This window comes from Nonomuraea turcica, assembly GCF_030718205.1.
Lineage (GTDB): Bacteria > Actinomycetota > Actinomycetes > Streptosporangiales > Streptosporangiaceae > Nonomuraea.
Genome location: NZ_JAUZQF010000006.1, coordinates 323,157 through 336,830 on the forward strand (window position 1 = coordinate 323,157; position 13,674 = coordinate 336,830).

General features: G+C 67.9%; 13 protein-coding genes. 5 read left to right on the top strand and 8 right to left on the bottom strand.

From position 1 onward, the window contains the following. Nucleotides 1-1,214: 1,214 nt before the first annotated feature. The 8 genes from Q9G87_RS18305 to rpmH all read right to left on the bottom strand — a co-directional run bounded on the left by Q9G87_RS18305 (nucleotide 1,215) and on the right by rpmH (nucleotide 7,092). The gene (locus Q9G87_RS18305) at nucleotides 1,215-2,171 is read right to left on the bottom strand and encodes a ParB/RepB/Spo0J family partition protein (RefSeq protein WP_305917575.1); all 957 of its coding nucleotides are present in this window, start codon (nucleotides 2,169-2,171) and stop codon (nucleotides 1,215-1,217) included. Nucleotides 2,172-2,586: 415 nt separating this feature from the next. Then, on the bottom strand, nucleotides 2,587-3,426 hold the full coding sequence (locus tag Q9G87_RS18310; protein ID WP_305917576.1) for a ParA family protein: 840 nt from the start codon (nucleotides 3,424-3,426) through the stop codon (nucleotides 2,587-2,589). 236 nt (nucleotides 3,427-3,662) lie between these two features. Then, nucleotides 3,663-4,334: a 16S rRNA (guanine(527)-N(7))-methyltransferase RsmG gene (rsmG, locus tag Q9G87_RS18315; protein WP_305917577.1), complete on the bottom strand. Its 672-nt coding sequence runs from the start codon at nucleotides 4,332-4,334 to the stop codon at nucleotides 3,663-3,665. 349 nt (nucleotides 4,335-4,683) lie between these two features. Further along, nucleotides 4,684-5,172, bottom strand: a complete 489-nt coding sequence (locus Q9G87_RS18320; RefSeq protein ID WP_305917578.1) for a Jag family protein — start codon at nucleotides 5,170-5,172, stop codon at nucleotides 4,684-4,686. A 20-nt stretch (nucleotides 5,173-5,192) separates the two neighbouring features. Then, nucleotides 5,193-6,146, bottom strand: a complete 954-nt coding sequence (yidC, locus tag Q9G87_RS18325; RefSeq protein ID WP_305917579.1) for a membrane protein insertase YidC — start codon at nucleotides 6,144-6,146, stop codon at nucleotides 5,193-5,195. Nucleotides 6,147-6,150: 4 nt separating this feature from the next. Continuing rightward, the gene (gene yidD / locus Q9G87_RS18330) at nucleotides 6,151-6,441 is read right to left on the bottom strand and encodes a membrane protein insertion efficiency factor YidD (protein ID WP_305917580.1); all 291 of its coding nucleotides are present in this window, start codon (nucleotides 6,439-6,441) and stop codon (nucleotides 6,151-6,153) included. Continuing rightward, nucleotides 6,438-6,800 carry a ribonuclease P protein component gene (rnpA, locus tag Q9G87_RS18335; RefSeq protein WP_305917581.1) on the bottom strand — a complete coding sequence of 121 codons (363 nt, stop codon included), beginning with the start codon at nucleotides 6,798-6,800 and terminating at the stop codon, nucleotides 6,438-6,440. Before rnpA ends, yidD begins: the two co-directional genes overlap by 4 nt. Nucleotides 6,801-6,954: 154 nt before the next feature. Continuing rightward, a complete protein-coding gene (gene rpmH, locus Q9G87_RS18340; protein WP_043614899.1) occupies nucleotides 6,955-7,092 on the bottom strand; it encodes a 50S ribosomal protein L34 in 138 nt (45 codons plus the stop codon). A 494-nt stretch (nucleotides 7,093-7,586) separates the two neighbouring features. Between rpmH and dnaA the strand changes: the two genes are divergently transcribed. The 5 genes from dnaA to Q9G87_RS18365 all read left to right on the top strand — a co-directional run bounded on the left by dnaA (nucleotide 7,587) and on the right by Q9G87_RS18365 (nucleotide 13,580). Continuing rightward, entirely contained in the window at nucleotides 7,587-9,119 is a 1,533-nt protein-coding gene (gene dnaA / locus Q9G87_RS18345; protein ID WP_452449400.1) for a chromosomal replication initiator protein DnaA, read from the top strand. Nucleotides 9,120-9,661: 542 nt separating this feature from the next. Then, entirely contained in the window at nucleotides 9,662-10,801 is a 1,140-nt protein-coding gene (gene dnaN / locus Q9G87_RS18350; RefSeq protein WP_305917583.1) for a DNA polymerase III subunit beta, read from the top strand. 46 nt (nucleotides 10,802-10,847) lie between these two features. Further along, the gene (gnd, locus tag Q9G87_RS18355) at nucleotides 10,848-11,792 is read left to right on the top strand and encodes a phosphogluconate dehydrogenase (NAD(+)-dependent, decarboxylating) (protein ID WP_305917584.1); all 945 of its coding nucleotides are present in this window, start codon (nucleotides 10,848-10,850) and stop codon (nucleotides 11,790-11,792) included. 50 nt (nucleotides 11,793-11,842) lie between these two features. After that, a complete protein-coding gene (gene recF, locus Q9G87_RS18360; RefSeq protein WP_305917585.1) occupies nucleotides 11,843-13,096 on the top strand; it encodes a DNA replication/repair protein RecF in 1,254 nt (417 codons plus the stop codon). Continuing rightward, entirely contained in the window at nucleotides 13,086-13,580 is a 495-nt protein-coding gene (locus tag Q9G87_RS18365; RefSeq protein ID WP_305917586.1) for a DUF721 domain-containing protein, read from the top strand. Before recF ends, Q9G87_RS18365 begins: the two co-directional genes overlap by 11 nt. The last annotated feature ends 94 nt before the right edge of the window (nucleotides 13,581-13,674 follow it).

Genomic DNA, 13,674 nt, shown 5'->3' on the forward strand with positions numbered 1-13,674 from the left:
ACGACGCACCCGCGGCGCAGGGTCAGGACGGGCGGGGGTGGGGTGGGCACTGACGCGGCGCCGAGTCAGGCACGGGCAGGGGTGGCGCGGGCGCAGGCACGCGCCACAGCGGCGGCATGGCGCGGCACAAGCGGGACATTGACATCGCACCGCCCAAACGCATGCCTGGCAGGGGCGCAGGCGGCGGCGCACGCTTGAGCGCACGGCGAAACGCGCAGGCGCGGGGCGCATGGCCGGAGCCAGACGTGGAGAGGGGGACGCGCGGCGCGTGGCGTGGGTGTGGGTGTGCGCGCGACACCTGGCGTGGGCGGCGGCACAGGCTTGAGCGCACGGCGGAACGCGCAGGCGCGGGCGCATGGCCCGGGTCCAGAGGCATGCCAGGCGGGCGGCGCGACGCGTGGCGTGGGCGTATGGCGCGTGGCGTGGGCGTATGGCATGGGCGCGTGGCGCAGGAGGCGGCGCACCTTGAGCGCGCGGCGAAACACGGAGGCGCGCGCGTATGAGCGCGGGGCGAGACGCGAGCAAGGGCGGACGGCGCATGGCGTGGACGCATGGCGTGGACGCATGGCGTGGACGCACGGCGTGGACGCGCTTGGCGTGTGGCGCCTGGCGCAGGCGCGGGCGTATGGCCCGGGGACGGACGCGGGGAGGCGGACGCGCGGCGCGTGGCGTGGGCATGGGGCCCATGGGATGGCCGTGGGCGTGGCCGCGCGACGCCTGGCGCACGCGGCGGCGCAGGCTTGATCGCGCGGTGGAACGCGCGGGCGGGAGCGTATGGGCGCGGGGCTAGACGCATGCGAGGGGGGGACGCCGGCGCGCGGCGCGTGGCGAACGGCGGACGCGCACGGCGTGGCGAATGGCGCGGCGTGGACTGCCCAGTGCTTGGCAGTGGCCAGTGGCGCTGGCGCGCAGCGCGTGAAGCGGAGAGAGGCGCACGGTGGAGGCGTGGATACAGGCGTTGATCCCAGCCTGCTCGCACCCAACACCGGCGCGTTTCACGTGAAACATCGACCCAGCCGAATAGCCGCCAAGCCAGCGGGCCGGAGCGTCGACTGAAGTGGAGTACATCCGTCTGGCCCGGCGAGTAACTCCACCGAGCCGGTTCCAATACAGGTCGGCCGACTTCGCGTTGGATGGGCGCAGCGCCGGCAAGGAGCCTCGTTGTTTCACGTGAAACCGTGAGACGCAGTCGGCGTCCCCTAACCCGTACGGCGTTAGCCCTCCCGCATTGCGCGGACCGCCTCTGGCGCCATGGTGCCGATGATGCGCTCCAGGTCGTCGATCGTCGCGAACTCCACGACGATCCGGCCCTTCCGGCGTCCCAGGTCGACCTTGACCTTGGTTTCGAAGTGGTCCGAGAGACGGTCGGCCAGATGGGTCAGGCCGGGCGCCGTGGGCTTGGCCGACTGCCGCTCGCGAGGCGCCTTCTGGGCGGCCTTGGCGCTACCCATGGAGACGATCTCCTCCACGGCCCGCACCGAAAGCAGCTCCGCCACGATGCGCTTGGCCAACTGAATCTGCTCCCCGGCCGAGGCGAGGCCAAGGAGGGCCCGGGCGTGGCCGGCGCTGATGATGCCGGCGGCCACCGTGCGCTGGACTTCAGGTGGCAGGTTCAGCAGGCGCAAGGTGTTGGTGATGTGAGAGCGAGAGCGCCCTACCCTCTGCGCCAACTGCTCGTGCGTCGCCTGAAAGTCGTCGAGGAGCTGCTGGTACGCGGCCGCCTCTTCGAGCGCGTTCAGCTGCTCGCGCTGAAGGTTCTCGATAAGAGCGTCCCGCAGGAGATCAGTGTCCTGTGTGTTGCGGACAATGGCCGGAATCGGGTCCAGACCGGCCTGCTGGCACGCACGCCAGCGCCGCTCCCCCATGATCAGCTCATACTGACCGCCGCCAACCGACCGGACCACGATCGGCTGTAGCAGACCGACTTCGCGGATGGACGCGGCCAGTTCCTCGAGTCGCTCCTCGTCGAAGATCTCACGTGGCTGGCGAGGGTTGGGAACGATCGCCTTGAGGGCGACCTCCTTGAAGTACGCTCCGGCAATCGGCTTGGGGCCGGTCTCCGCCGGCGATCCGTTGCCCGACGCCGGCGCCGACCCCGTGCTGTCAACGATAGGTCCGGTCGGGATGAGCGCCCCGAGTCCCTTGCCCAATCCCCGCCGCTGCTGACTCACTGCGTCTCCTCACCACCCGGCCGATTCCGGTCACTCCAGGAGAGGTTACCGGTGCGCGCCCGACGGAGCGCCCCCTCGCCACACTCCGTCCTATTGGATTTGCACCGACACGGTCACATACCTGCCTAACGAGTGACTGTCCCCAGGGCCCACCGCCACCCTTGGCCCGCGCAGGGAGCCGGAGGCAGGAGCCGGAGGCAGGAGTTGAGGCACGCGCAGTCCGACGCTGGCGAGGCGCACCGGGCTTTGCGCCCTCACCGACAACGGTCCCCGCACGCGGTGCTCTCAGACGCGGTTCGGCGTAGAAGACGCCGCTCCCCGATCAAAAGCGCAACCCAAGGAACCCGGGGCAGGACCATACGGCCCGCACCTCCGAACGACGTCGGGATGAGAGGAAATGATCCTGAGGTGATCGTCAGGCTACGGTGGCGCGGTGCGCGATCTCCCGGGCGGCGTCCATGTACGCCATCGCGCCACTCGACCCCGGATCGTACGTCATGACCGACTGCCCATAGCTGGGTGCCTCCGACAGGCGGACGCTCCGTGGGATGACCGTGTTGAGCACCGTGTCACCGAAGTGGGCTCGCACTTCGTCCGCCACCTGCGACGCCAGTCGGGTACGCCCGTCGTACATCGTCAGGACGATGGTCGACAACCGAAGAGTCGGGTTCAGGTGAGCCTTGATGAGATCCACGTTCCTGAGGAGCTGACCGAGGCCCTCGAGCGCGTAGTACTCGCACTGGATAGGGATCATGACCTCGTCCGCGGCCACCAGCGCGTTGACCGTCAGCAGGCCGAGCGACGGCGGGCAGTCGATGACGATGTAGTCCAGGTCGATCGCGTCGTAGGCCCCCAGCGCCCGGCGGAGGCGGGCCTCACGCGCGACCAGGGACACCAGCTCGATCTCCGCTCCCGCCAGGTCAATGGTGGCCGGAGCGCAGTAGAGGTTCGGCATGTCGGGGACCTGCTTGACGATGTCCGCCATGGGCAGGTCGTCGACCAGGACCTGGTAGACGTCCGGCACGTCACCCCGATGCTCGGTGGCCAGTGCCGTGGAGGCGTTGCCCTGCGGGTCCAGGTCCACCACGAGGACCCGCTGGCCGTGCATGGACAGGGCGGCGGCGATGTTCACCGACGTCGTGGTCTTGCCTACGCCACCCTTCTGGTTGGCGACCGCGATCACCCGACACTTGGCAGGGCGCGGCCAGGTGCCGTCGCCATCGCCTGGGGTCTCGCCTGCCTGGGCAGCGGCCATCGGGGTTGCGGATGTTTCACGTGAAACCACTGAGCTGAGCGCCTCTCGTACCAACGGCGAATCACCGGGGTTCAGGGGGGTCTGGGTCACGATCGCCATCCTTTCAACCAGTGGTATGCCGGTGCCGGGAATTTGCTGTCGCGACACGCCCATTTCGGGCCAGCCAACCCCGGTTGCACTCTCCGAAGAACGGTTGCCCGGCCATCCAAGACCGCATGACGCGACTGGCACAACCGTCACCTCCTTCGTCGCCGCCTTGCTTGCTCCGGCGGGCGACCCGCTACCACCCGAACCAATGTTGCAGGCGGCTCGACCTTACCGCGCCCGACGGTCACAAGCTCAGCCGTTCGGGCTCCGCTGGCCCGCAATTGCTCCTCCGCCTCGGCCAGCTCACCGGCGGCCCGCTCCCCCTTCATGGCGATCAGCTCGCCGCCCTCGCGGAGCAGCGGCATCGCCCACGTCAGGAGCCGGTCGAGCGGCGCCACGGCACGTGCGCTCGCGACGTCGAACACGCGCTTGCCCGCCAGCTCCTCCGCCCGCCCCCGCACCACCTCGACGTTGCCGAGCTTCAGGGCATCGACGCATTCCTCCAGGAACACGGTACGGCGTAGCAGCGGCTCCAGCAGCGTGACCGTGATATCCGGCCGGACGATCGCCAGGACGAGCCCGGGCAACCCCGCGCCCGACCCGATGTCCACCAGGTGCACATCCGGCCGAACGACCTCGGCGACCACCGCGCAGTTGAGCAGGTGGCGATCCCAGATCCGCGGCACCTCCCGCGGGCCCAGCAACCCGCGGACCACGCCAGGACCCGCCAGCAGCTCGGCGAACGCGTTCGCGCGATCCCAAGCCTCCCCGGCGAAGACGTCCCGCGCTATGTCCGGCGGCGCCGGAAGCTCATCGCTCACTGGTTGATGGCCCTTTCTTGGTGCTAGGTCGTAGCCGGGAGTGAACGCACTGACAGGGAGGGGCGAGGCTAGGTCGGAAGCTGGAGCCAGGGGCATGCCCCAAGGTTCGAAGTCGGTCCCTACCCAAGGCTAGAGGGGCGATCACAAAGGAAGACTAGCGGGCTGGCCCAAAGGTGACCCTCGAGCACGCCGCCACCGCGTCGAGCCCCCGGAATACCCGGCAGTGCTTTATAGGCATATAGGCGCAAATACCGGCTGATATCAGCCGTACGCACCACGTACAAGGATAAAAGGAAAACGGCCGCCCACCGCGCACGAAGGCGGGGCAGACGGCCGCGTCGGATGACACTCAGGCAGGCAGGACCACCACGTACCGGTGGGGCTCCTCACCCTCGGACTCGCTGCGGAGCCCGGCGTCCGCGACCGCGTCGTGGACGATCTTGCGCTCGAAGGGCGTCATCGGCTGCAACGCCTTCGGCTCGCCACTCTCCCTGACCTGCCCGGCGACCTCGGTGCCGAGCTTGGTCAGCTCCGCACGCCGCCGCTCGCGATAGCCGGCGACGTCGAGCATCAACCGCGAGCGCTCCCCCGTCTGCCGGTGCACGGCCAGGCGGGTCAGCTCCTGCAGAGCCTCCAGGACCTCCCCCCCGGGTCCCACCAGCTCCGAGCTCTTGAGCCCGACCACGGAGACCAGGGCGCGGTCGCCCTCGACGTCCATGTCAATGTCGCCGTCGATGTCGGCGATGTCGAGAAGCCCCTCGACGTAGTCGGCAGCGATCTCGCCCTCTTGCTCGAGTGCGGCAAGATCAGGAGCCTTCTTCTCCTCGGCCTCGGTCATGGCCGGCCTCTCCTTCGTGTTCAAGACTTCTTGCTGCCGGTGCGCTTGCTGCGGGGCTGGCGGCTCGGCTGCTGCCTGATGATCTTAGGCTCCGGCGGGGGCGGAGGCGCCTGCTCTTCCGGCGGCGGGGTCTTGCGGAGCTTGGCGATCAGCCCCTGCTTCGGCGGGACGGGAACCACGTTGCCCTTGGCGTCGAACTCGGGCATCGGGTGCCGGCTGTAGAACCAGTGCTGCTGGCCAAGCGTCCAGACGTTGGTGGTGACCCAGTACATGATCAGACCGAGCGGGAAGTTCAGGCTGAAGAAGGCGAACAGCGGAGAGATATACATCAGGATCTTCTGCTGCTGCGCCATGGGGTTGTCCGGCATCTGCGCCATGGAGCGGGTGACGCTCTGCCGGACGGTGAGGAACGTCGTCAGCGAGCTGATCGCGACGAAGATCCCCAGGACAACCTTGGTCTGTACGACGCCCGCATCGAAGCCCGCGATGTCCGTCGAGGACATGAAGAAGTTGGCCGGCAACGGCGCGCCGAAGATGTGCGCCGACCGTGCGCTGTCCACCAGTTGCTGGCTCATGCCGTACACCGGGCGGCCGTTGGCCATCGCCTGCAGCACGGTGAACATGGAGATGAAGATGGGGAACTGCGCGACGATGGGCAGGCAGCCGCCGAGCGGGTTGGCGCCGGCGCCCTGGTAGAGCGCCATGACCTCTTGGTTCATGCGCTGCTTGTCGTTCTTGTAGCGCTTGCGGATCTCCTGCACCTTGGGGGCGAGTTCCTGCATCTTCCGCGACGAGCGCATCTGCTTCAGGAAGAGCGGGAAGATCAGGACCCGCATGAACACGGTCAGCGTGATGATCGTCAACGACCAGGTCAGCCCGCTGTCCGGGTTGAGGACCGTGCTGTAACCAGTATGGATCCAGATGATGACTTGGGCTACGGCTTCATACAGCCAGCTCAGCCAGGACAGCTCCACCGAGCTATCTCCCTTGCGTTTCGTGAGACCGGACCGGGCGTGGGGGCACCGGGTCTATACCTCCGGGATGGAATGGGTGGCACCGCCCGATGCGCCGGACAGTCAGCCAAATGCCGCGCACCGCTCCGTGCACGGCAATCGCCTCGAGTCCGTATGCACTGCATGACGGGTAGAACCGGCAGCGCGGACCGAGCATCGGGCTGATGAACGCCCGATAGAACCGGATCGGCATGATCAGCACCCGTGCGGCGAGGCTCGGCGCCTCGCTCGGCGCCTCTTGCGCCTGCTCCGTCATCTCTGTCCACCCGTCGAGGACTCGCGCCGCCTGAGCAAACGATCCAGCGCGGAATCGAGCTCGGCGGCCAGTTGCTCGAATCGCGCGGACGCGGCCGGTGGATTGGCGCGTACCACAAGCAGGCTACCTCGCGGCAGCCGGTGCAGACGGTCCCGCATCAGGTGTCGGAGCCGTCGCTTGACCTTGTTTCGGGTAACGGCGCCGCCGACGGCCTTGCTCACCACGAAACCCACCAGAGGTGACTCTTCCCCGGACGTGCCGAGATGCACCACCAGAGTCGGGCGACCCGCGCGCTTGCCGCGCCGGACCGCCGCCTCGAAATCCTCCCCGCGCCGCATGCGGGATTGCCGGGACAGCACCGTATACGCCTATCGCCCGCCGGCGAGATTCACCGGCGGGCCAGCTGGTCGGACGAGAAACCTGCTCGTGGGACTGCCTCCCTACTGTCGTGCCCGATCAAGGCCCGGGCGGCAGTCCATGTGACGGATCTCTCGTCAGGCGGACGCGGAACGGTCAGGCCGACAGCTTCTCGCGGCCCTTGCGGCGGCGAGCGGCGAGGATGGCGCGACCGGCCCGGGTGCGCATCCGCAGCCGGAAGCCGTGGGTCTTCGCGCGGCGACGGTTGTTCGGCTGGAAAGTACGCTTGCTCACGGGTGGGCTCCAGGCTTGATGGTGCGCCCCAGGGACGCTTAACACACATGGATGGCCTGTCAGGAATGCGAGGGCACGCGAAATAGCCGTCGCGTGACAAGCCGACCGTCGTACGTTACGGGGGAAGGCCACCCCAGGTCAAACCGGAACGGTTATCCACGGATCCACAGCCCGGTTTTCCACCGCCCGGCGGCGTCCACAGTATGCGCACCCGGGTGCCACTACGCTGTGGACAACGTCTTGAACACAGCTGTGCACAGGGCTACTGTCGGCCCTTCCGGACCCGCAGAAACCCTGTGCACAGCTGTGGAGATCCTGTGGAGATCCTGTGGAGGGGCTGGGTACGAAACCCGGCCGCCACGCTGTGGACGAAGGGCCGCCGAGTGACCGGGCGGCCCGCGCCATGTGGATAAACGATCGCGGGGGGCCGCGAGAGGGAGGAGGGGAACCGCACTGTGAATGGTGTCGACCTTGGCACGGTATGGGCGAGGGCCCTGGGCAACTTCCTCAACGAAAACGTGCCGATCCAGCAGCGCACCTGGCTGTCCATGGTCCGGCCGATCGCTCTGGCCAACGACACGATCGTGCTCGGCGTCCCCAACGACTTCCTCAAGGACCTCATCGAGGGCAAGCTGCGCCCGCTCGTGGCGCACGCGCTGTCCCAAGAGCTGGGCCGGACCATGCGGCTGGCCGTGATGATCGACACGACGGCGCCGGAGCAGACTTCGGGCGACCCCCATCAACAGCCTGTGACTCACAGTTATCCCCAAGGTGTGGAGAGTCAGCTGCGTTATTCACAGGCCGCGCAACCCCAGCACAACCCGGCTTCTGAGCCCCCGCAGTTCTATTCTCCACAGCCCGAGCCGACGCAGATATCCACCGACTATCCACAGCCTGGGTTCGCTTTTGAACAGGCACAACCGCCTGTGGAGAAAGCCCCTGAACCGGCGCCGAACCGGTGGGAGGCCAAGAGCAATAAGCCCAGCGAACCCGCCCGGCTCAACCAAAAGTACACATTCGAGACATTCGTCATCGGAGCCAGCAATAGGTTCGCCCACGCGGCGGCGGTGGCCGTCGCCGAATCGCCGGCGAAGGCGTACAACCCGCTCTTCATTTATGGCGACTCGGGCCTGGGGAAGACGCACCTGCTCCACGCGATCGGGCATTACGCCCAAAGCCTGTACGACGGCGCACGGGTCAGATACGTGAGCTCCGAGGAGTTCACCAACGACTTCATCAACAGCATCCGCGACCACAAGGCCGACGGGTTCCGCGGCCGCTACCGGGCGATCGACATCCTGCTCGTGGACGACATCCAGTTCCTGGAGGGTAAGGAGCAGACGCAGGAGGAGTTCTTCCACACCTTCAATACGCTGCACAACGCCAACAAGCAGATCGTCATCTCCAGCGACCGCGCCCCCAAGCAGCTGATCACGCTGGAGGACCGGCTGCGCAACCGGTTCGAGTGGGGCCTGATCACCGACGTCCAGCCGCCCGAGCTGGAGACCCGGATCGCCATCCTCAGGAAGAAGGCGATCCAGGAGGGCCTGGCCGCGCCGCCCGAGGTGCTGGAGTACATCGCCAGCCGGATCTCTACCAACATCCGCGAGCTCGAGGGCGCGCTGATCAGGGTGACCGCGTTCGCCAGCCTCAACAGGCAAGGCGTGGACCTGCAGCTCGCCGAGGTGGTGCTGAAGGATCTGATCACCTCGGAGTCCGACACCGAGATCACCATCGCGGCGATCATGGCCGAGACCGCCGACTACTTCGGCATCAGCATCGACGACCTGTGCGGCACCTCGCGCAGCCGCGCGCTCGTGACCGCCCGGCAGATCGCGATGTACCTGGCGCGCGAGCTGACCGAGTTGTCGCTGCCGAAGATCGGTCAGCAGTTCGGCGGCCGCGACCACACCACTGTGATGCACGCCGAGCGCAAGATCCGGTCGCTCATCGCCGAGCGCCGGTCGATGTACAACCAGGTCAACGAGCTGACAATGCGGATCAAGCAGACACAGCGTGGATCTTGATAGTCATGCACAGCCTGTGGAAAACACTGTGGAGCAGCGAAAACGCCGGAAGGACGCGGCCGTACGCCCGGCGATGGCGTGAAAAATCCGCCCACAGGGGCTGGGGACAATGGTGGGGACATCTCCCCCAGATCTGGGGACGACTCGTGGATAACTTGTGGACGGCCTGTGAACAGCCGATCTGGGACTCCAGAAGGCCCCCGATTACCCCGTGGATAAGCTGTGGAAACCTCGTGGATAACCCCGCTTCCCCCGTGGATGAACGGACCATGATCTGGGGAAGACCTGTGGGCAAAATTTCGCCGTCCCCAGGCACCGAAGTTTCCCCCAGGCTCCACCCACAACCGCAGTGGATGAATAAAGTGCCGCTGACCAGCCACAACGCTGGTTGTCCACAGTTCCCACAGCCCCTAGTGTGATGACCTCTTCTATCTCTAACTAAGAACTCAAAGACCCATAGTTGGGCTTCTCCCGGAGCGCGAGCGCGGGAGGGTGGATCCTTGAGATCCTTGAATCAACGACGAACCAGGAGGCTGATCACCGTGATGTTCCGAATCGAGCGAGACGTCCTCGCTGAGGCGGTGGCATGGACGGCACGCAGCCTCCCGGCGCGCCCGTCGGTGCCCGTTCTCGCCGGCATGCGCCTGGAGGTCACCGACGAGCAGCGATTGAAGCTGTCCGGATTCGACTACGAGGTCTCCGCTGAGGTGACGCTCGAACTCCACACAGGGGAGCCGGGAGTCGTGCTGGTCTCGGGCAAGCTGCTCGCCGAGATCACCCGCGCCCTTCCCGCACAGCCTGTGGACTTCGTGGTGGACGGCGCCAAGGCGGTCGTCACCTGCGGCAGCGCTCGATTCACTTTGCTGACCATGCCGGTGGAGGACTATCCGTCGCTCCCGGCCATGCCGCCGGCCGCGGGCCGGGTCGGCAGTGACGTGTTCGCCTCCGCCGTCGGCCAGGTCGCCGTCGCCGCCGGCCGGGACGACACGCTGCCGATGCTCACAGGTGTGCGCATGGAGATCGAGGGCGACACCGTGACCCTCGCCGCGACCGACCGCTACCGGCTGGCCGTACGCGAGCTGAAGTGGCAGCCGGGTCAGCCCGACTTCGCGGCCATCGCGATGATCCCCGGCAAAACGCTCGCCGACACGGCCAAGGCCCTCGGCAGCACCGGCGCGGAGGTCGAGATCGCGCTCAGCTCCGCGGGCGGCACCGGCGAAGGCATGATCGGTTTCTCCAGCGCGGGCCGGCGGACCACCACACGGCTGCTCGACCCTGAGTTCCCCAAATACCGGTCGCTGCTGCCCACCGAGTTCTCCGCGCGCGCCGACTTGTCCACAGGCCCGTTCGTGGAGGCGGTCAAGCGTGTGGCCTTGGTCGCCGAGCGCAACACGCCGGTACGGCTGGCGTTCAAGAGCGGGGAGGTCGTGCTCGAGGCGGGCAGCGGCGACGAGGCGCAGGCCGTCGAGGCCCTGCCTGTGGATTACGAGGGCGAGGAGATGAACATCGCCTTCAACCACCAGTTTCTGCTGGAGGGCCTGGGCGCCATCGACTCGGACGTGGCCAGGCTCCAGATGACCACATCGACGAAGCCCGCTATCCTCACCGGTGGCAAGCCTGTGGAGGACGGCGCCGCCACCGACTACCGTTATCTGATCATGCCCATCCGCCTGTCAGGCTGAACCTGTCATCGGGGATGATGGAAGCCTGACAAGGGGGTAGGACAACATGCAGATCGGCATGGTCGGACTGGGCAAGATGGGCGGCAATATGGCCGAACGGCTGCGCCGCGGCGGTCACGAGGTCGTCGGCTATGACCGCGATCCGTCGATCAGCGACGTGACCAGCCTGAAAGACCTGGTCGAACGTCTGCAGGCGCCGCGCGTGGTCTGGGTCATGGTCCCCGCGGGCAAACCCACCCAGTCCACGATCGACGACCTTGGCGAGGCGCTCGATGAGGGCGACATCGTCGTCGACGGCGGAAACTCCCACTATGGGGACGACCAGAAGCACGCCGCCGAGCTGGCCGAGAAGGGCATCGGCTTTGTCGACTGCGGCGTCAGCGGCGGCGTCTGGGGACTGACGAACGGCTACGCGCTCATGTGCGGCGGCGACCAGGCCAACGTCGACCGGCTGATGCCGATCTTCGAGACGCTCAAGCCCCAGGGCGAGGACGGCTTCGTCCACGCCGGCGAGGTCGGTGCCGGGCACTTCGCGAAGATGGTCCACAACGGCATCGAATACGGCATGATGCAGGCCTTCGCAGAGGGCTGGGAGCTGCTGGAGGCCTCCGACGTCGTCAAGGACGTCAAGGGCTCCTTCAAGAGCTGGCGCACCGGCACCGTGATCCGCTCGTGGCTGCTCGACCTGCTGGTGCGGGCACTGGACGACGACGAGCACCTCGACCAGTTGCGCGGTTATGCACAGGACTCCGGCGAGGGCCGGTGGACGGTGCAGGCGGCTGTGGACCACGCGGTCCCGCTGCCGGTCATCACCGCCGCGCTCTACGCCAGGTTCGCCTCGCGCCAGGACGACTCCCCCTCGATGAAGGTGGTCGCGGCGCTGCGCAACCAGTTCGGCGGCCACGCCATCACCTCGACCGAGGGCAGCACGGGCAAAGGCGCTGACGCACCGGGCGCGGACGTGACGCCGCCCCGCGAGACCGACCGATAGCAAGCGTGCCGTGACCCCGGTGATGGGCGGGGCGCACTAACCTTCTTGGGGTGCACGTCGCCCACCTGTCGCTGACCGACTTCCGGTCCTACGCCTCCGTGGAGCTCGGCCTGGAGCCGGGCGCCACGGCCTTCGTGGGGCCCAACGGCCAGGGCAAGACCAACTTGGTCGAGGCCCTTGGCTATGTCGCGACCCACTCCAGCCACCGGGTGGCGAGCGACGCGCCCCTGGTGCGCAGGGGTGCCGAGCGGGCGATCATTCGCTGCGCCGTCCACAGGGACGACCGGCGGGCGCTCATCGAGCTGGAGATCAACCCGGGCCGGGCCAACCGCGCGCGGCTCAACCGCTCCCCCGTGTCCAGGGCTCGAGACGTCGTCGGCCTGTTGCGCACGGTGCTGTTCGCGCCGGAGGACCTGGCGCTGTCCAAGGGAGACCCCTCCGAGCGCCGCCGTTTCCTCGACGACCTGTTGGTGGCCAGGGCCCCCAGGTTCGCCGGTGTCCGCGCCGACTACGACCGGGTGCTGAAGCAGCGCGGCGCCCTGCTGCGTACGGCCGCGCAGGCCCGCAGGGGCAGCAGGGGCAGCAGGAGCGCCCGGCGCAAGGAGAGCGACACCGCGTTCGCCGCCGCGGGGGCGGGGGACGTGCTGAGCACGCTGGAGGTGTGGGACGCCCACCTCGCCAGGCACGGCGCCGAGCTGCTGCGAGCGCGGCTGGAGCTCATCGAGGCACTGCGGCCGCTGGTGGCGGGCGCGTACGCGGCACTGGCCCCGGCGAGCGCCCCGGCGACGCTCGCGTACCGGAGCACGTTGTCCACAGGTGGGGATGCCGATGAGGGGGGTCCGGAGGGTGAAATCGCCGGTGAGCGCGGATCTTTCGATACACAGACGTTATCCACAGACTTGGGGAAAACCCTTGAAGAACGGCTGCGGGAGCGGCTAATAGAGGTCCGCCAGTCGGAGCTGGAACGCGGCGTCACCCTCGTCGGCCCACACCGCGACGACCTGATCCTCGGCCTGGGCGACCTGCCGGCTCGGGGCTACGCCAGCCACGGCGAGTCCTGGTCGTTCGCGCTGGCGTTGCGGCTGGCCGCCTACGACCTGCTGCGGGCCGACGGCGGCGATCCCGTGCTGATACTCGACGATGTGTTCGCCGAGCTCGACAGCCAGCGCAGGCGGCGGTTGGCCGAGATCGTCGCGCCCGCCGAGCAGGTGCTCATCACGGCCGCCGTACCGGATGACGTGCCACCTGAGCTGACCGGAGCCAGATTCGACGTCGCGGAGGGGAGCGTGACCCGTGTCCGATGAGGAAAACCCCACGGCCAAGGGCGTGGCCATGGCCAGGGAGAAGCTCGCCCAGGCCAAGGCGGACGCGGCCAAGCGCGGCCAGCTCCCCCGGCGCGAGCCGAGGCGGAAAGGGCCCCGCAGGGACAGCGGCGATCCACAACTTTTCGGACGTGCGATCGCGGACCTGCTGGCCGCTCGCGGCTGGGAGCGGTCGGCGGCGGTCGGCGGCGTGTTCGGCCGCTGGGCCGACATCGTCGGCCCTGACCTGGCCGCGCACACCAAGCCCGAGTCCTTCGAGGACGGCGAGGTGCTGATCTCGGCCGACTCGACCGCCTGGGCCACGCAGGTGCGGCTGCTCGCCCGCACCCTCGTACGCAGGCTCAACGAGGAGCTGGGCGACGGCACGGTGACGAAGGTCAAGGTCAGGGCGCCGCAGAACGCGCCCCGACCTTCAGGTGGATTGCGGGTGACCGGAAGCAGAGGCCCAAGGGACACCTACGGATAGTGGCGTCCAGCCGCTGCGGTTGTGCGCCGGGGGCGATCAGAAAGCCGCAGACGCGATAAGCCCCCTTTCCGGAGGGGGGATGCTGGCCCGGGGG